At 64.2% G+C, this 17,259-nt stretch carries 21 protein-coding genes; 10 read left to right on the forward strand and 11 right to left on the reverse strand.

What is annotated here, in order from left to right; genetic code table 11:
* The first annotated feature begins 63 nt into the window (after positions 1–63).
* Positions 64–1,332, forward strand: coding sequence for a polyhydroxyalkanoate depolymerase (gene phaZ, locus Q0C42_RS06115; RefSeq protein ID WP_295073476.1), 1,269 nt, complete (start codon positions 64–66; stop codon positions 1,330–1,332).
* An 80-nt stretch (positions 1,333–1,412) separates the two neighbouring features.
* Here phaZ and Q0C42_RS06120 read toward each other — a convergent pair whose 3' ends face one another.
* Together Q0C42_RS06120 and Q0C42_RS06125 are read right to left on the reverse strand one after the other, a co-directional pair.
* Entirely contained in the window at positions 1,413–2,132 is a 720-nt protein-coding gene (locus Q0C42_RS06120; protein WP_295073479.1) for an alpha/beta hydrolase, read from the reverse strand.
* Between the two features lie 120 nt (positions 2,133–2,252).
* Positions 2,253–3,050: an alpha/beta hydrolase gene (locus Q0C42_RS06125; protein ID WP_295073482.1), complete on the reverse strand. Its 798-nt coding sequence runs from the start codon at positions 3,048–3,050 to the stop codon at positions 2,253–2,255.
* A gap of 162 nt (positions 3,051–3,212) precedes the next feature.
* On the opposite strand from Q0C42_RS06125, the gene thrS reads away from it, so the two are divergent.
* The 6 genes from thrS to Q0C42_RS06155 all read left to right on the forward strand — a co-directional run bounded on the left by thrS (position 3,213) and on the right by Q0C42_RS06155 (position 8,167).
* Positions 3,213–5,159, forward strand: coding sequence for a threonine--tRNA ligase (thrS, locus tag Q0C42_RS06130; RefSeq protein WP_295073485.1), 1,947 nt, complete (start codon positions 3,213–3,215; stop codon positions 5,157–5,159).
* A gap of 206 nt (positions 5,160–5,365) precedes the next feature.
* Positions 5,366–5,671: a DUF2282 domain-containing protein gene (locus tag Q0C42_RS06135; protein WP_295073488.1), complete on the forward strand. Its 306-nt coding sequence runs from the start codon at positions 5,366–5,368 to the stop codon at positions 5,669–5,671.
* A 53-nt stretch (positions 5,672–5,724) separates the two neighbouring features.
* Positions 5,725–6,573 (forward strand): DUF692 domain-containing protein, encoded by an 849-nt coding sequence (locus Q0C42_RS06140; protein WP_295073491.1) that lies wholly within the window; start codon positions 5,725–5,727, stop codon positions 6,571–6,573.
* Positions 6,570–7,301, forward strand: a complete 732-nt coding sequence (locus Q0C42_RS06145) for a DUF2063 domain-containing protein (protein ID WP_295073494.1) — start codon at positions 6,570–6,572, stop codon at positions 7,299–7,301. Before Q0C42_RS06140 ends, Q0C42_RS06145 begins: the two co-directional genes overlap by 4 nt.
* Positions 7,298–7,825: a DoxX family protein gene (locus tag Q0C42_RS06150; protein WP_295073498.1), complete on the forward strand. Its 528-nt coding sequence runs from the start codon at positions 7,298–7,300 to the stop codon at positions 7,823–7,825. The genes Q0C42_RS06145 and Q0C42_RS06150 overlap by 4 nt, the downstream gene beginning before the upstream one ends.
* A gap of 135 nt (positions 7,826–7,960) precedes the next feature.
* Positions 7,961–8,167 (forward strand): cold-shock protein, encoded by a 207-nt coding sequence (locus Q0C42_RS06155; protein ID WP_103256685.1) that lies wholly within the window; start codon positions 7,961–7,963, stop codon positions 8,165–8,167.
* Here the strand turns inward: Q0C42_RS06155 and Q0C42_RS06160 are convergent.
* Positions 8,164–8,490 carry an arsenate reductase family protein gene (locus Q0C42_RS06160; protein ID WP_295073503.1) on the reverse strand — a complete coding sequence of 109 codons (327 nt, stop codon included), beginning with the start codon at positions 8,488–8,490 and terminating at the stop codon, positions 8,164–8,166. The genes Q0C42_RS06155 and Q0C42_RS06160 overlap by 4 nt on opposite strands.
* A 108-nt stretch (positions 8,491–8,598) precedes the next feature.
* Positions 8,599–8,991: a DUF2177 family protein gene (locus tag Q0C42_RS06165; protein ID WP_295073506.1), complete on the reverse strand. Its 393-nt coding sequence runs from the start codon at positions 8,989–8,991 to the stop codon at positions 8,599–8,601.
* A gap of 136 nt (positions 8,992–9,127) precedes the next feature.
* Between Q0C42_RS06165 and Q0C42_RS06170 the strand changes: the two genes are divergently transcribed.
* Positions 9,128–10,123 (forward strand): peptidoglycan-binding protein, encoded by a 996-nt coding sequence (locus tag Q0C42_RS06170; protein ID WP_295073509.1) that lies wholly within the window; start codon positions 9,128–9,130, stop codon positions 10,121–10,123.
* A gap of 111 nt (positions 10,124–10,234) precedes the next feature.
* Here Q0C42_RS06170 and Q0C42_RS06175 read toward each other — a convergent pair whose 3' ends face one another.
* Both Q0C42_RS06175 and Q0C42_RS06180 read right to left on the reverse strand, forming a co-directional pair.
* On the reverse strand, positions 10,235–10,720 hold the full coding sequence (locus Q0C42_RS06175) for a cupin domain-containing protein (RefSeq protein WP_295073512.1): 486 nt from the start codon (positions 10,718–10,720) through the stop codon (positions 10,235–10,237).
* A 191-nt stretch (positions 10,721–10,911) separates the two neighbouring features.
* Positions 10,912–11,256, reverse strand: coding sequence for a hypothetical protein (locus Q0C42_RS06180; protein WP_295073515.1), 345 nt, complete (start codon positions 11,254–11,256; stop codon positions 10,912–10,914).
* Between the two features lie 413 nt (positions 11,257–11,669).
* Between Q0C42_RS06180 and Q0C42_RS06185 the strand changes: the two genes are divergently transcribed.
* On the forward strand, positions 11,670–12,113 hold the full coding sequence (locus Q0C42_RS06185) for a transposase (protein WP_295073518.1): 444 nt from the start codon (positions 11,670–11,672) through the stop codon (positions 12,111–12,113).
* 186 nt (positions 12,114–12,299) lie between these two features.
* Here the strand turns inward: Q0C42_RS06185 and Q0C42_RS06190 are convergent, their stop codons facing one another.
* Both Q0C42_RS06190 and thyX read right to left on the reverse strand, forming a co-directional pair.
* Positions 12,300–13,142, reverse strand: a complete 843-nt coding sequence (locus tag Q0C42_RS06190) for an AbiJ-NTD4 domain-containing protein (RefSeq protein WP_295073521.1) — start codon at positions 13,140–13,142, stop codon at positions 12,300–12,302.
* Complete coding sequence (gene thyX, locus Q0C42_RS06195) at positions 13,139–14,044, reverse strand: FAD-dependent thymidylate synthase (protein ID WP_295073524.1); 906 nt, start codon at positions 14,042–14,044, stop codon at positions 13,139–13,141. Before thyX ends, Q0C42_RS06190 begins: the two co-directional genes overlap by 4 nt.
* Positions 14,045–14,133: 89 nt before the next feature.
* Between thyX and Q0C42_RS06200 the strand changes: the two genes are divergently transcribed.
* The gene (locus Q0C42_RS06200; RefSeq protein ID WP_295073527.1) at positions 14,134–14,562 is read left to right on the forward strand and encodes a VOC family protein; all 429 of its coding nucleotides are present in this window, start codon (positions 14,134–14,136) and stop codon (positions 14,560–14,562) included.
* Between the two features lie 62 nt (positions 14,563–14,624).
* On the opposite strand, the gene Q0C42_RS06205 is transcribed toward Q0C42_RS06200, so the two are convergent.
* From Q0C42_RS06205 to puhE, 3 genes are all read right to left on the reverse strand, one after another.
* The gene (locus Q0C42_RS06205) at positions 14,625–15,110 is read right to left on the reverse strand and encodes a c-type cytochrome (protein ID WP_295073530.1); all 486 of its coding nucleotides are present in this window, start codon (positions 15,108–15,110) and stop codon (positions 14,625–14,627) included.
* Between the two features lie 89 nt (positions 15,111–15,199).
* Positions 15,200–16,414 carry a 5-aminolevulinate synthase gene (gene hemA, locus Q0C42_RS06210; RefSeq protein WP_295073533.1) on the reverse strand — a complete coding sequence of 405 codons (1,215 nt, stop codon included), beginning with the start codon at positions 16,412–16,414 and terminating at the stop codon, positions 15,200–15,202.
* A gap of 11 nt (positions 16,415–16,425) precedes the next feature.
* Positions 16,426–17,223 carry a putative photosynthetic complex assembly protein PuhE gene (gene puhE / locus Q0C42_RS06215; RefSeq protein WP_295073536.1) on the reverse strand — a complete coding sequence of 266 codons (798 nt, stop codon included), beginning with the start codon at positions 17,221–17,223 and terminating at the stop codon, positions 16,426–16,428.
* Positions 17,224–17,259: the final 36 nt, after the last annotated feature.

The following is a 17,259-nucleotide window of genomic DNA, read 5'->3' on the forward strand; positions in this document are numbered from 1 at the left end:
AGCATAACGGTGCGAACCCTGCCCCGCCATGCGACATCCGCCCGCCCGGGGCAAGGAGACGTGATGAAGTATATGTTCACCTATGACCTGATGGAAAGCGCCCGTAACACGAATGAGTGGTTGGGCGCCTCTGCCAGGGCTTTTGCCAGTTACCCGGCGTTCGCGATGTCGATGAACCCGATGCTGCCCATGATGGCCGCCTGGGGCGAAGTGACGGAACGGACCTTCAGCCGCATGATCGCGAAACCCGACTGGGGCATCCGGTCGATCGTCGGGCCGGACGGGCAGGACCATCTGGTCGACGTGAAGAACATCGTCGAGAAACCCTTCGGCAACCTGGTGCAGTTCTTCGTGCGCCGCCGGTCGCCGATGGCACGCAAGGTGCTGCTGGTCGCTCCGATGTCGGGGCACTATGCAACGCTGTTGCGGTCCACGGTCGCGTCGCTGCTGCCGGACGCGGATGTCTATGTCACCGACTGGCACAATGCGCGGGATATCCCGGTCAGCGCCGGCAAGTTCGATGTCGAGGATTACACGCTCTACCTCGCCGAGTTCATGAAGGTCATGGGCCCCGAGACGAATGTCATCGCGGTTTGCCAGCCAGTGCCGCTGACCCTTGCCGCCACGGCCTATCTGGCCGCCGAAGACCCCGACGCACAGCCACGCTCGCTGGTCTTGATCGGCGGGCCGGTCGATCCCGATGCCGCCGCGACCGAGGTGACCGATTTCGGTCGCCGTGTCACGATGGGCCAGCTGGAGCATCTGGCGATCCAGCGGGTCGGCTTCAAGCACAAGGGCGCGGGGCGGTTGGTCTATCCCGGTCTTCTGCAGCTGCAAAGCTTCATCACCATGAACGCCGAACGCCACGGCAAGGCGTTCTCGGAACAGATCATGCGGGCCGCCCGCGGCGAGGCGTCGGACCATGACGCGCACAACCGCTTTTACGACGAATACCTGGCCGTGATGGACATGACGGCGGAGTTCTACCTGTCGACGGTCGAGCGCATCTTCAAGAACCGCGAGATCGCCACGAACGAGTTCGTGGTGGCGGGCCGCAAAGTGGACATGGGCGCTATCACCAAGGTTTCGGTCATGACGGTCGAGGGCGCGAACGACGATATTTCCGCGCCGGGCCAGTGCGTGGCTGCCCTGAATTTGCTGACCGGCTTGTCGGACGACAAGAAGGGCCAGCATCTGGAGCCGGGCGCGGGCCACTACGGTATCTTCGCGGGCAAGAGCTGGCGGTTGAACATCCGGCCGCTGGTGCTGAACTTCATCGACAAGGCCGCGGGCAAGCCGAAGGCGAAAATCGCGCTGGCTTCGGCGCAGTAGCCCTTTCCTGACCTGCATTTCGGGTGATGGCGTCCCTTTTTTGGGGGACGCTTTCCATGTTCACGCAGAACGGGTGAAAGCTACCTGAGCATCAGCGTCGGCAAGCGGCCGGACAGAAAGGTTTCCAGAACCTTCGTCACCGCCTCGGGCTGTTCCAACTGCGGCAGGTGACCGGCTTCGGCAATCACCTCCAGACAGCCTTGCGGCATCATCGCGGCAAGGAACTCGGCCCGGCGGCGCGGGACCAAGGTGTCGCTTTCTCCGGCGATGATCATCGTCGGCACATGGACCTTGCGCAGGGTCTTCTGCTGATCGGGACGGCGCTGCAGCACCCGCAAGTGCCGCTGGAACTGTTCGGGCCCCAGGTTTTCCGCCATATCCATCACCAGCGCCATGACCTCGTCGCGCCAGGGCGCGTCATGCAGCGCGGTCGGGGGCAGCATCTGCGCCATGCAGGCTGCAAGGTGGCCCGTCTTGGCGGCGACCAGAAGCGCCTCCTGCTCGGCAGCAAGCTGTGGCGTTTCGGGCAGCGGGTCGGTCGCAATCAGGACGACACGGCTGACCGCCTCGGCGCGCTTGCGCAGAAGCTCGATGGCGATGTTGCCGCCAAGACCGTGTGCCACCAGCGCAAAGCGCGGGGGCAGATGCGGGACAACGTCGGCGGCGATCTTCTCGACCGTCTCGCCCAGACCCGGGGTCAGCAGGATGACCGGGCGGTCCGCCCCCAGCCGCGCGATCTGCGGCATGAAGCTGCGCGCATCGGCCATGAAGCCCGGGATCATGACGACTGGTTCACTCACAACAACGGCGGGCCTTCTGCGCAGGGTTTTGACAAGTATCGGCGTTGCCTGGACTGCAAGCGTAACGGATAAGGGGCTGGATTCAAACTGAAATCCAAAGTTCTTGGACTGCCGCCAAACTCATCGGATGTTCGAAACCTTCAAGCCCGGGCTTTCCTCGACCGGCAGCGCCTCGCGGGCGCGGATCACGTCGTCGATGGCCTCGGTGATCATCGCCAGGCAGGGCGGGGTCGAGAAGCGGTGGTCGGCGTCCTTGACCAGCGTCAGCCGCAAGTCGGGACTGGAGATCTGGTGGAACAGCGAGATGGCAATCGTCGGCGGCACGTCGGTGTCGGCGCTGCCTTGCAGCAGGCGCACCGGGACGGGCAGGTGCAAAGGCCCGTTCATCACCAGATTCTGCCGCCCGTCCTCGATCAGGCGCAAGGTGATCGGATATGGCTCGTCGGAATAGTCGGAAGGGCGCAGAAACAGTCCGTCCTCAAGGAGGGTGGTGCGTTCGGCAAGCGTGAACTCGGCTTCCCACATGCGTTCAGTGAAATCGGGGGCCGCCGCGATGCCGACGAAGCCGCCGACCCGGCTTGCCATGTCGCGGGCAAGAAGGAGCGAGATCCAGCCGCCCATGGACGAGCCGACGAGGATCTGCGGGCCTTCGGTCAGGACGTCGATCACCGCAGCCGCGTCTTCGCGCCAGTCGGTGATCGCACCGTCGACAAAGGCGCCGTGCGACTGGCCGTGGCCGGAGTAGTCGAAGCGCAGGAAGGCGCGGCCGTTCGCCTCGGCCCAGGCTTGCAACGCCTGGGCCTTCGAGCCGGACATGTCAGAGCGGAAACCGCCCAGAAAGACCACACCCGGGCCTTTGCCGGGGGTCTGGTGGTAGGCGATGTGGCGGCCTTGCGGGGTGGTGAGAAAGGTTGTCATGGGGGGAAGATAGCAAGCCGAAGGCGGTTGTGTGAGGGCCGCCGCAACCGGCGGGCGAAGAACCGCGCATGGCTTGACTTCGCCGGGGCGCGGGGGCAGAAACCGCCGACATAACCCGCAACCGGGCGTTTCGTAGGCGCCAAACTGACGAGGATCAGGCACATGAGCCAGATTTCACTGACATTTCCCGACGGCAACATCCGCCAGTATCCGGCCGGGGTAACGCCTGCCGAAGTTGCGGCGAGCATTGCGCCGTCGCTGGCCAAGGCGTCGATCTCGGCGCAGGTCAACGGCAACCACTGGGATCTGGCCTGGCCGATCCCGGGCGACGCCACCATCGCGCTGAACACGATGAAGGACGACGCTCCGGCTTTGGAACTGATCCGGCACGACCTTGCGCACATCATGGCGCGGGCGGTGCAGGAAATCTGGCCGGAGGTGAAGGTCACCATCGGGCCGGTGCGGGATTACGGCTGGTTCTACGACTTCGACCGGGAGGAGCCGTTCACGCCCGAGGATCTGGGCCAGATCGAAGCGCGGATGAAGCAAATCATCAACGCGCGCGATCCGGTGCGGACGGAAGTGTGGGAGCGGGCACGGGCCGTTGAGTACTACCGGGGCCGGGGCGAACCCTTCAAGCTGGAGCTGATCGACCGCATCCCGGAAGATCAGGATCTGCGGATGTACTGGCATGGCGACTGGCAGGACCTGTGCCGGGGGCCACATCTGCAGCACACCGGGCAGGTTCCGGCGGATGCGTTCAAGCTGACGCATGTGGCGGGGGCCTACTGGCTGGGTGACGCCTCGCGTCCCATGCTCCAGCGCATCTACGGCGTTGCCTTCAAGAACCGCGATGACCTGAAGGCGCATCTGACGATGCTAGAGGAGGCCGCCAAACGCGACCACCGCAAGCTCGGCCGCGAGATGGAGCTGTTCCATCTGCAGGAAGAAGCGCCGGGCATGGTGTTCTGGCATCCGAACGGCTGGACGATCTACCGCCAGCTTGAGGATTACATGCGCGGTCGTCTCCGCAGCGCGGGCTACAAGGAAATCAAGACGCCGCAGGTCGTGGACCGGGTGCTGTGGGAGAAGTCGGGCCATTGGGAGGCCTACCGCGAGAACATGTTCATCGTGGAGGTTGACGAAGAGGGCGCCAAGGAAAAGCGCATCAACGCGCTGAAGCCGATGAACTGCCCCTGCCATGTGCAGGTGTTCAACCAGGGCCTCAAGTCCTACCGCGACCTGCCCTTGCGGCTGGCGGAGTTCGGGTCGTGCCACCGGTATGAGTCGTCTGGCTCGATGCATGGCCTTATGCGGGTCCGCGGCTTTACACAGGACGACGCGCATATCTTCTGCACGGAAGACCAGATCGAGGCCGAATGCGCCGGGTTCATCCGGCTTCTGTCGTCGGTCTACAAGGACCTTGGCTTCGACCGTTTCGAGATCAAGCTTTCCACCCGCCCCGAGGTCCGGATCGGCACCGACGAGCAGTGGGACAAGGTCGAGGGCGCGCTGGAAGGCGCGATCAACTCGCTGGGTCTGGCCTACGAGATCAATCCGGGAGACGGGGCGTTCTACGGGCCGAAGCTGGACTTCAAGCTGACCGACGCCATCGGACGGCAATGGCAGTGCGGCACCTTTCAGGTGGACGCGCAGTTGCCGCATCGCCTGGGCGCGGAATATGTCGGCGAGGATGGGGCAAAGCACATGCCCTACATGCTGCACCGCGCCGTGCTCGGATCGTTCGAGCGGTTCATCGGTATCCTGCTGGAGAACTACGCGGGGAAACTGCCGTTCTGGCTGGCGCCGCGTCAGGTCGTGGTGGCTTCCATCGTCTCGGACGCCGATCCGTTCGTGCACGAGGTGGTGGCAGCGCTGAAGAAGGCAGGCGTCCGCGCCGAGGCGGACGTGCGCAACGAGAAGATCAACTACAAGGTCCGCGAGCACTCGGTGGGCAAAGTTCCCGTGATCCTGGCCATCGGGATGCAGGAGGTGGAGGCGAGAACTGTTTCAGTTCGCCGCCTGGGCGAGATGCGGACTGAAACGATTTCCTTTGATCAGGCCGTGCAAACCTTTGGCCTCGAGGCGCTGCCGCCTGCGGAAAATTGACCTAAGCAGCTGACTTTTCTATAAAAAGCCCCGGTTCATGCCGGGGCTTTTTGGTTTCGTCCCTGGTGACACACTTCACGAAACCGTGGGCGTCCGCGCCCTGGTGTAATCTCATCCCCATTCCTCCGAACTGTATCTTGCGCCGCACAGAAAGCGGCCGAAGCAACACGTCGAATACAAGTTCAACCAACTGAAGGGATGTTCACATGACCTACCAATCCAAATCGCTCGTCATCGCTGGCGCTCTGGCCACGGCCCTGTCGGGCATCGCCGGGATGGCCCATGCCCAGGAAAACGAAAAGTGCTTCGGCGTGTCGCTGGCCGGTCAGAACGACTGCGCAGCGGGCGAAGGCACCACCTGCGCCGGGACCTCGAAGGTCGACTACCAGGGCAACGCCTGGACCCTGGTCCCGGCCGGAACCTGCGAGACGATGGAACTGCCGGGCGCCGAGGATGGGATGGCGCGCAAGGGTTCGCTGACCGCGCTGGAGCGGGACCTGCCGCAGGCCTGATCGACCAACCCCCGGTTCCTCGGGACCGGGGGGCACTTTCGCAGGGGGACCGAATGCTTGACCAGATGCTGACCATGCTGCCCGCCAGACCGGGCGTGGGCTACAAGCCGCAGCACCTGCCCGCGATCCTGCAGGATGCAGGGCCGGTGGGCTGGCTGGAGATCCATGCCGAGAACTACATGGGTGCCGGGGGCCGCCCCCTGGCGCAGTTGCGCCATCTGGCGGAACGCTTCCCGATCTCGGTCCACGGGGTCGGTCTGTCGATCGGCGGTGAAGGACCCTTGGGCCGCGACCATCTCGCCCGGCTGAAGCACCTTTGCGATGGACTTAACCCGGCCAGCTTTTCCGAGCATCTGGCCTGGTCGACGCATGACGGGGCGTTCCTGAACGACCTTCTGCCGCTGCCCTACACGCCCGAGACCCTGTCCCGCGTCTGCGACCACATCGACCAAGTGCAAGAGGCGCTGGGCCGCCGGATGCTGCTGGAGAACCCGTCCACCTATCTGGCTTTCGCCGAGACCACGTTGTCCGAGGTCGATTTCCTGGCTGCAGTGGCGCGGCGGACGGGCTGTGGCCTGCTTCTGGACGTGAACAACGTCTACATCTCTGCCGTCAATCAGAACTACGACGCCTTGGGGTATATCGACGCATTCCCGCTGCATCTAGTGGGCGAGGTGCATCTCGGCGGCCATGATGAGGATCGCGACGATCAGGACAACCGGCTGTTGATCGACAGCCACGGGACCAAGGTGGTGGACCCGGTCTGGGCCTTGTATGCGCAGGTGATTGACCGCGCGGGGCCGCTTCCGACGCTGATCGAATGGGACAATGACGTCCCCGACTGGCCGGTGCTGGTGGCCGAAGCCGACCGCGCAGCCCGGATCCTGGAGCCGGTCACATGAGCCAGCGCCGTTTTGCCGAAGCCCTGCTGGACCCCGAAGCGCCGCTGCCGCCGGGCCTGGTGGGTCCGCAGGGCCGCCCCGCGCCCAAGCGGTTCGCGGTCTACCGCAACAATGTGGTGGGGTCGCTGACCCGGACGCTGGAAGCGGCGTTTCCCACCGTGCAAGCCTTGGTCGGGGCCGAGTTCTTTGCGGCAATGGCGGGGGCCTTCCTCCGCGAACATCCGCCCCGGACGCGGGTGATGATGCTTTATGGCGCAGATTTTCCGGCGTTTCTGGACCAGTTCCCGCCAGCCCGGCATCTGGGCTACCTGCCCGACGTGGCGCGGTTAGAGCAGGCGATCCGCGAAAGCTACCATGCGGCCGACAGCGCACCCTTGCCGGAAGCCGAGTTCCAGAAGTTGCTGGGCAGCGACATCGCCGACCTTCGGCTGCGGCTTGCGCCCTCGCTTCGACTGGTGCGGTCGCGCTGGCCGATTTGGTCGATCTGGGCGGCCCATGCCGAGGCCGGGCCGCCCCCCCGGCCAGGTGCCGAGGATGTGCTGGTGCTGCGACCGGACTACGACCCGCGCCCGCACCTGCTGCCGGTTGGCGGTGGCGCCTTCATCGCAGCCCTGCAGTCGGGCTGCACCCTTGGCGAAGGCCTGGATCTGGCCGGGCCGGGCCCGGACCTTGCGGCGATCATCGGGCTTCTGATTTCCGGCCGCGCCATTGTGGGAGTAGGGGAATGATCCTTCATCTTCGCGCCATCGCCATCCTGGACCGGCACGGGGACTGGCTCTTGCCAAGCCTCGCGCGGCTGGTTTTCGGCGGTGTGCTTCTGGCCTACTTCCTGGCTTCGGCCCTGACCAAGTTTGACGGTCCCTTCACGCCGTCGGTCGGAGCCTACGCGCAGATCTTCCCGAAGGCGTTCGAGGCGGCGGGATACGACCCGTCCGGCCTGTCCTTCTGGCACGATCTGGTCGTGCTTGCCGGTGGCTATGCCGAAATCCTGCTGCCCATTCTGATCGTGCTGGGGCTTCTCACCCGGCTGGCGGCGCTGGGGATGATGGGCTTCGTTCTGGTCCAGAGCCTGACGGATGTCCACGGTCACGGGGCTGACGCCGGGGCCTGGTTCGACCGGGCCTCGGATGCGCTGATACTGGACCAGCGGGGCCTGTGGCTGGTGCTCCTTGCCATTTTGTTGTGCAAGGGCGCGGGGCCCCTGTCGGCAGATCGGTACCTCGGGGTTGAACCTGTTCGCCTTGCGGCTTGATTTTCAGAGAATCATTGGCATCATCGCCGCAGTGACGACAGATTTCCTGCCCGGCTCTCTGCACGAAGCCTTGGAAGACCTGGTGGCACGGCTCGCGGCAATGGCGCCTCGGGGGGTTCTGAGAGGAGAAGCGGAATGCCGACAGGCACCGTGAAGTGGTTTAACGCTACCAAGGGTTACGGTTTCATCGCGCCGGATGACGGGGGCAAGGACGTGTTCGTCCACATCTCTGCGGTAGAGCGTGCCGGGTTGAAGGGGCTCAGTGACAACCAGAAGATCGGCTACGAACTGCAATCGGGCCGCGACGGCAAGCAGTCGGCCGGCGACCTGCGTCTGCTCTAACTGGTCAGCGCGGCTTCGGTCGCGCTGTCCCAACCCAGATACCAGCGATCCCCATCCTGGATGACCGGCCGCTTCATGACGGTCGGCTGAGCCATGATCTGCGCCTCGGGATCGGACGCCTTCAGGAAATCGTTGAAGCTGCGGTAGGTGGTGGACTGCTTGTTCACCGCGAGGTCGCCGAATTCCTGGACGATGCGGTCGACCTCCTTTTCCGTCAGCGGGGTGCTGCGGATGTCGCGGAACGTCACGTCCTTGCCCGCCCGTTCCAGTGTCTTGAGGGCCTTCTTGCAGGTGTCGCAAGTGGAGATGCCGTATAGGATCATGGTAACTCCCTGTCCGCCGACGCGGTCCGTTGCATCGCAATGAATTCAACCACTTGGCTGCGCGATTTTCTTGGTGGTACCATAAGTCCGCGGCGGCCGCAAAGCCCCTTAGCCGTGGATCATCCGGGTGATGGTGACGCCAGCCCATGCGGAAAACGCCGTGAGCACCCCGCCCCAGGTGACGTCGGTCACCACCATCGTCCAGTGCCAGTCCTTCATGATGCTCCACGAGGTGAACTCGTAGGTGCCATAGGCCATCAGGCCGATGATCAAAGCTGGCAGGACAACCGGAGAGCCGGTTTTCAGCGCTGGCAGCGAGACCAGGTAGACCAGCCCCGCGACATAGGCGAGGTAGAAAAGGGCCGCAGGGGCAATGCGGATCGGCTCGGCCATAAGCGGCCCGATGTGCCGCGTGAAGAGCGGCTTCATCACCAGGGTCAGCATGATCGCGTCCAGGATCAGGAAGACGGCGGCGGTCGCGGCGTAAAGGGTAAGGGTCATTGGCGGCTCCTTCGGCGGAAAAGGTAATACTCCCGGGCCGTCTGACCAGTGCCCGCTTGCAACCATCGCCGGTCCCACGCGTTATGACAGCAAATCGTGGCCATGCATGGCCGCGTCTGTTGGAAAGGATGATCCGATGCGGACGTTCACTTTGCCGCTTGCCCTGATTGCCGGCCTTGGCCTGACGCCCCCCGTGGCGGCCCAGAACCTCGAGGACGTGATCGGGGGAATCGCCCAGACCCTGCTGCAGCAGGAACTGGACAAGAATGCCTATCTTGCCGCGCAGGAGGCGAACACGGTCACGGCGTATCGCAACTACCTGGCGAAATATCCCAAGGGTGCCTACCGGGTGAACGCAGAGCGGGCGCTGGAGCGGCTGGGGGCCACGGCGGAAGCCTCCTCGGCAGCGCAGGCCGAGGCGCGGCTGGGGATCACCTTCTCGCAGCGGGTCGCGGTGCAGCGTGAACTGACGCGGCAGGGCTACCGGACCTACGGGACTGACGGAGTCTGGGGCCGGAACACCCGGACTGCGATCGCCACCTGGCAGCGCGACCGCGAGGAAAAGGTGACGGGCTATGTGACCGAGGCTCAGTTGCGGGTTCTGCTGCGGGGGGCGGTGGTGACGCCGCCGGAGGATGACGATGATGAGGTCGTGACGAGCCCGGTGGCTGGCGAGGCGGCCTTGCGGCTGACGCGGGCGCAGCGGGTGGAGATCCAGCGGCAGCTGTCCGCACTGGGCTTCGATACCGGGGTTGCGGACGGGCTTTGGGGGGCGAAGACGCGGACGGCGATCAAGTCGTGGCAGCGGGCGAACCGGCAGACCCAGACCGGGTATGTGACGGCGGCGCAGGTCAAGCTGATCCGGCAGCAGGCGGGGTCCTCCGCTCCCACTCCGGGGACGGACAACGAGGCGGCGCTGGAGGAGAGCCTGCTGGAGCTGACCCGGACGGAACGGGTCGACCTGCAGCGGCGGCTGACGCGGCTGGGCTACGATACGCTGCGGACCGACGGGTCCTTCGGGCCGGGCACGCGGCGGGCCATCGCGGAGTGGCAGGCGGACGGGGGGGAGCCGGCGACGGGGTACCTCACGGCCGACCAGGTGCGGCTGATCCGGGTCGAGTCCGGCGGCTGACCTGCCCGCACGTGGCGGCTTCTGGGGGCCGTTGGAAATCAAGGGCTTGGCTGCGGGCGTTAACCGTTTGTTAGGGTCCGGCATTACGACCGGGTGGCCGTTCGCGGGGCGCTAGACGTCCAGTCCCAGGGCGGCGGTCAGCCGGTTGCGCAGGCCGTAGCGCGCTTCGATGCGGGCGATCTTTTCCGGGGTGTCCGCGCCGCTTGCCTCGATCTCTTGAAACAACCCCTCGCACCCGCCGGGGGAGACGATGGCGAACATCTGTCCCGGCTGGTCACTGATGTTGCGCCAGCCGTGTTCCACATGGGGCGGCAGGACCACCACCGCGCCAGGCTCTGCGACGAATTCGTTGTCCCCGCAGAGGAAGAGGTAGGTGCCGCGGATCACCCGGAACACCTCGGTTTCCCGAGTATGGGTGTGGGGGGCCGGACCTTGGCCGGGGGGCGTGAAGGTCTCCCACATTCCGATGGTGCCGTTCGTCTCGGCCGCTGTGGCATGGATGTGGATCGTCGCGCCGAACGGGGTGCGGGCAATGCGCTCGTGGCCTGGGAGCGAGGTGACGGCTTTGGTGAAGTCCGACATGGCGACCTGCTTCATCCAGATTGTAACCCGACATTAACCGAAACACCCCGAACATGCGACCATGTCGCGATACATCCGCCCCAAGGTGCCCGGAGCTTGCGGTGGATCGGGGTTTGTTGCGGGTCGAGACGGGCGGGGAGACCCGCGCAGTCCTGCGCGGGCCGTTTTGAGCAAAGCGCCGCGTGCTTGCACGCGGCTGCTGCCCGTCAGGTGTTGCCGAAGGTTGCCAGCGTGCCGCCCATCACGAGGTGATTGAGCAGATCGCGGCGCGCGTTGATCCCGCGGGCGTTCAGGGCGGAAACCTCTTCCTGCGTCAGGTCCCGGCGCTTGAAGCCTTCCTTCGCAAGACATCTGTCCACCGCATTCGCCTCGCCCTGGGCGCGGATCGGGTCTTCGTTGCTGGCAACGACAATCGGGCCGATGATGATGCCGGCCAGCAGGACCGAGCCCACATAATTGCCGACGAGGGCGTTCTTGCCGCCCTGCGGGGCGTAAGGTGCACAAGCCCGAATCGCGGCATTGGCCTGTTCGATGGTCTTGCCACTTTGCATGGGGACGGAGGGACCGGGATAACTGCCACAACCCGCGAGGGCCAGCACAAGCAACAAGGGTAGTTTGGACATCAATAATGGCTCCCGGCAGGTTGGTTAGGACAATGTCAGCACAGTAGGAAAATCTGGCCGAATGTTGAGGCCAAAGTGCGGCGCACAGGGGGACGTTGAGTGGATTCCGCGGGGCTGTTGCATGTTTGCCGGACTGGGGTGTTCGCGCGCCGTTTGCAGAGGCGAAGGCAGTTCGGGGGGCTGTCTGCAGTGGTGAACGCCCAAGCAAGCATTCGGGGGCGGGGTCGTGGGGTAGGGTGAGCATTCATGGCGCACAAATGCCGGTAACCACGGATTAACCAAACCCGGAGAAGATCGTGCGCATGTCTGCGTACATCCGCCCCAAGGTTGCAGGAGCATCGGTGTTTTTCACCGTGACGCTGGCCGACCGCAGCGCGCGGACGTTGGTCGAGCATATCGACACCTTGCGCGAGGCGGTGCGGGCGACGAAGGCCGAGCGTCCCTTCCGGATCGACGCGTGGGTGGTGTTGCCGGACCACATGCATGCGGTGTGGACGTTGCCGGAAGGAGATTGCGATTTTTCGACCCGGTGGAGCGTGATCAAGGCGCGGTTCATGCAAGGCGTGCCGGTCGAGAACCGGCGGGCCAGTCACATCCGGCGCCGCGAACGCGGGTTGTGGCAGCGGCGGTTTTGGGAGCACCATATCCGGGATGATGAGGCGTTTGCGGCGTGTGTCCGGTATTGTTGGATCAATCCCGTGAAGCACGGGTTGGTCGAGCACCCAAGGGATTGGCCGTTTTCATCGTGGCACCGGGATGCAGGGGATGATCCGGGGATATTGTAGGGTGTGCATTCATGCGCACCGATCACAGGGCACAACGACGGGATTGGTTTCGATGGAGTGGTGCGCATGAATGCACACCCTACGGGCACCGCGATGCGGGTGGGGCGGCGTGGTAGGGAGGGGCGTGCCCCGCCTTTGGGGAGGGAGGGAGTCGGGGCACGCCCTGACATCAGACGGTGTGTGAGTTCATGATCGTCGTGCAGAGAGTGCGATAAGATAATTTGCAAAGGCGCTACAGGAAATCAGCATATAGCGTGCATCTTCTTGCGTTATAGTCCGTCCATCTTCCATAAGTGAATGCCGAATGCCCTCAGCATCACTTGTATAGGCATAGAGTTTTTCAAAGCCTTGGCGAAGCGCTGGGTGTAAGACCTCGTCTGCAAGTACTTCCTGAAGATGTCGTGAAACGCCGACGGACCTTTTCCCACTGATGAATGAAACAGCAGCCTCAACGGCACTAATAGATTCTTTGATGGAGTTTCTGTAGTCCGGGTTGCGGCGGTCAGAGTAAAGTTCAGCTGCACGCTGAATATGCGCGCGTACAGCTTCTGCTGGATTTACTGTAAGCGCTTGTTCAACTTCATCCAATTCAATTGGATCAGATATCCGGACAAGCTGGTCGTCTGCAAATCTAAAAGCAGCACGCTCACGCTCAAGGATTGTATTGCAGCGCGTATAGTACTCCCAATGTCTATTGGTTAGCTTTCCAGCCATCTCAACAATGTCATATCTCTCATAGAACTTTCCTGCGAAGAATAGTTCCCGGATTTTCTTGTAACAATCAGCCGCGACCTGCGGTCGAGTATCGAACGGCTTTCGCAGAAATTCGCCCCATATTGCGCGAGTAAAGGAGTCAAAGTTTGGGGAGTAACCCTCATACCTTCCGATTATGTCTCGCTCATCTATGGGATAGAGACAGAACTCACATAAGATGTCCCAGAGTGCCGAGATCAGCGATTCCGGCATTTCTTCTTCTTTTAGATCGGTCGGCGGCAGCTTGTGCCCAAACCTTTCTGAGAACCAACTCACCCCCAAACCTCCACAAACTCCCGCCACTCGCCCTTGCTCATGCCGGAGGCCTCTTGCGTCACCGCCTCTCCGGCCAGACGCCGTTTCAGCACGGCAATTGCCTTTCCAGACAGCGTGACCCCGCCCATCCGGTAGTCCTCGAACGCCGCGTAGGCGAGCGGCACCCAGTCCTTCACACAGGCCGCAATCGCCTCGGCGTAGACGCGGATTTCGTATTGGGCGTGGGGGTCGGCGCGGAGGCGGAGGAAGTGGAAGAGGTTGTGCAGGTCGACCTTCCAGTACCACTGGGTGTAGATGTTGGCGGGGAGGTTCATGCGGGCAAGCTCTCGCGCAAGGCCCTGTTGGCCGTCCTGGGACAGCATCGCCTCGTAATGGTCATAGGCGCGGTTGGAGTCGGATTTCAGCAGGTCGAGGACGCGGGCGGCTTCCTCTCCCGTCAGGACCTCGCCCCGGCCCTGGTTGTTGACGGTGGACTGGGCGGCAAGCTGTTCGGGGGCGGGGATGTAGAACTCGCGGTCGAGGATCGAGTAGCGGGCGGAGTATTCGTTGACGTTGGCGGTGCGGTGGCGGATCCACTGGCGGGCGACGAAGACGGGGAGTTTGACGTGGAGCTTGATCTCGCACATCTCGAACGGGGTGGAGTGCCAATGGCGCATCAGGTAGCGGATCAGGCCCTCGTCGTTCTGGACGTGCTTGGTGCCCGCCCCATATGAGACGCGGGCGGCCTGGACGATGGCGCTGTCGTCGCCCATGTAGTCGATGACGCGGATGAAGCCGTGGTCGAGGACGGGGTGGGCGCGGTAGAGATGCGCCTCCATCCCTTCGGAGACGGCGCGAAGGGTGGGGCGGGGGGTGGCCCGTGCGGCCTCGATCTCGGACAGCTGGTCTGGGGTGAGGGGCATGGGGGGCCTCATAAGGGTTTCGAGTCGGGTGTGACTATAGCTTGCGGTTGCGCGGCGTGATACCGCTAGATGAATGAATGGAGGACGGAATGGCGATCAGGTATCTGCACACGATGGTCCGGGTGAAGGATCTGGAGAAGTCGATGGCGTTCTACAGGCTTCTGGGCCTGAAGGAGACGCGGCGGCATGAGAGCGAGCAGGGGCGGTTCACGCTGGTGTTCATGGCGCCTCCGGGGCAGGAGGATTGCCCGGTGGAGCTGACCTACAACTGGGATGGCGACAATGGGCTGCCGTCGGACAGCCGGCACTTCGGGCATCTCGCCTATGAGGTGGATGATATCTACGCGACCTGCGCGAACCTGGCGAAGAACGGGGTGCTGATCAACCGGCCGCCGCGGGATGGGCGGATGGCCTTCGTGCGGTCGCCGGACAACGTGTCGATCGAATTGCTGCAAAAGGGTGCTGCGAAGGCCCCGGCGGAGCCTTGGGCGAGCATGGCTTCGACCGGAAGCTGGTAGGGACGGGGAAATTGAAACGGCCCGCCCGGTGAGGGCGGGCCGTTTGCATTGGGCGGAGTGACTTAGTTGGAGGCGGGCTCGGCTTCGCCTTCGGCCGGGGCTGCGGCGGCGTCAGCGGCCGGCGACAGCGAGGCGAGGAAGGCGTAGACGTTCTTGGCGTCTTCTTCCTTCGTCAGCTTGAAGCTCATCTTCGACTTGGCGCCCTTGTCGTCCAGCTTTTCCTTCAGGAACTTGGCCGGGTCGGCCAGGTAGGCGACGAAGTCCGCCTCGTTCCAGGCAAAGCCGGTGGCGCCGAGGGCGACGATGGATTCGCCGTACTTGAACTCCGGATAGGTGCCGGCGACGCGGCCGGGCAGGCCGTAGAGGTTCGGGCCGGTCTTGGAGTTCTTGCCGGCGAGGACTTCACCAGCCTCGTTGGCGACGACGTGGCAGGTCTGGCACTTGGCGAAGACCTTTTCGCCGGCAACGGCGTCACCGGTCGGGGCTTCCTGCGCGAAGGCGGGGGCGGCGACCAGGGCAAGTACGGCAGCGGTAAGCTTCAGTTTCATAGGTTCCTCCGGGGTATTGGCGAGGGCATCAGATGCGCCGCCGCGCGTAAAAGGCAAGGGGATTCGAGACACTTCGGCGCGATATGGCTTTACGCCACGGCATGGGCGATGGCGCAGCGGCTCCACAGCGCGGAGAGGGCGGCGATGAGGTGGGCGATGTCCTCGGCCGAATGAAGCGGGCCGGGGGTGATGCGCAGACGCTCGGTGCCTTTGGGGACGGTCGGGTAGTTGATCGGCTGGACGTAGATGCCCCAGTCGGCCATCAGCATGTCCGAGATCATCCGGCATTTCACCGGGTCGCCGATCATCACCGGGATGATGTGGCTTTCGTTCTTCATGTGCGGGATGCCGTGGGCGTCAAGCTGGGCGCGCACGAGGGCGACGTTGGCTTTCTGGCGGGTGCGTTCCTGGGCGGAAGCCTTCAGGTGCTTCACCGAAGTCTGGGCTGCCGCCGCGCAGGCCGGGGGCAGGGCGGTGGTGAAGATGAAGCCGCTCGCGAAGCTGCGGACGAAGTCGATCAGCTCGGCACGCGCGGTGATATAGCCGCCGACCACGCCGAAAGCTTTGCCAAGCGTGCCTTCGATGATGTCGATCCGGTCCGCAAGTCCGCGTTCTTCGCTGACGCCGCCGCCGCGGGGGCCGTACATGCCGACGGCGTGGACTTCGTCGATGTAGGAGAGCGCGCCGTGGGCTTCGCAGACCTCGACGATCTCGCGGATCGGGGCGATGTCGCCGTCCATCGAGTAGACGCTTTCGAAGGCCACGATTTTCGGGCGGTCGCCGACGGCGTGCAGCTTGCGGTCAAGGTCGCGCCAGTCGTTGTGCTTCCACAGGACCTTGTCGGCACGGGAGTGGCGGATGCCTTCGATCATGCTCGCATGGTTCTTTTCGTCCGACAGGATCACCGCGTTGGGGATCTGTGAGCCGAGGGTCGACAGCGCGGCCCAGTTCGAGACGTAACCGGACGTGAAGAGCAAAGCGCCTTCCTTGCCGTGCAGGTCGGCAAGTTCGCGTTCCAGCGTGACGTGGTGGTGGTTGGTGCCCGAGATGTTGCGGGTCCCGCCGGCGCCGGTGCCGCAGGTTTCCACGGCCTCGACCATCGCGGCCACCACGTCGGGGTGCTGACCCATGCCGAGGTAGTCGTTCGAGCACCAGATCGTCACTTCTTCCTTGGTTCCGTCCGGGCGATGGCGCTCGGCCTTGGGGAAACTGCCGCAGCGTTTCTCCAGATCGGCGAAGACACGGTAGTTGCCCTCGGATTTGAGGGCGGTGAGGCGGTCCTGGAAATAGGTGGCGAAGTCCATGCTGCTTCCTGTCAGGTATCTTGTTTCGTTGGTTGGACGGTGGCGGCTTCGGGGAGCATCCAGCGCCAGAGTTTCTGGTCGGGGATCGGCAGCACCATGAAGAGGTGCTCGATCAGGGCAAGCGCGGTGAGGACGGCGAGGAGAAGGTAGCCGATGAAAGGCGCATCCTCGGTCGCGTGGGCGGCCTGGGCGGCCCACCAGCCGGTCGCCAGCGCAAGGGCCGCGACAGACAGGGGCAGGAGCGCAGTCATCGGGGCCTTGCGGAAGTGGCTGGCGAGATGGGCGAGCGGGCGCGGCAGGAATTCGATGTTGATCCGGGGCGCGCCGAGAAAGAGGTTCAGCTTGGCCGAGACGCGGGCGAAGAAAAGCGTGGCGAAGGTCAGGGCCGCGAAGGGGTTCGGGGCGTTGAGGGTGAGGTGGGTCAGGGCCAGAAGTCCGGCGATGAGCGCGAATTCGTGCCAGAGGATCGCGCCCACCGCGCGCCAGAGCCGTTCCGGCATCCGGGCTTCGGGCGGACAGGGCATGCGCTGCGGGCCGGTGACGATGCCGGAGAGGAACGCGAGTTCGATCCAGCCCCAGAAGGCCAGCGCCGCGAGAAAGCCGCCGTAGACGCCCCCGACGGTCAGCTGCGACACCGAGGCATGGGCGCCAATGGCCCCGCCGACCAGCAGGGGCAGGCCGAGGAGGACGGACCAGAGGTGGTCGTCCGGTCCCCCGAGGTCGGCCTTGCGCACGCGCCAGAGGATCAGCCCCGTCGAGGCCCACCAGAGGAAGATGGCCGAAAGGGCGATGATCCAGGGATTAGTCATGTGCGGCACCCCCGAAGGGATGCCGCACAGGATGCC

It is taken from the genome of Tabrizicola sp., from assembly GCF_022842145.1.
Classification (GTDB): Bacteria; Pseudomonadota; Alphaproteobacteria; order Rhodobacterales; family Rhodobacteraceae; genus Tabrizicola.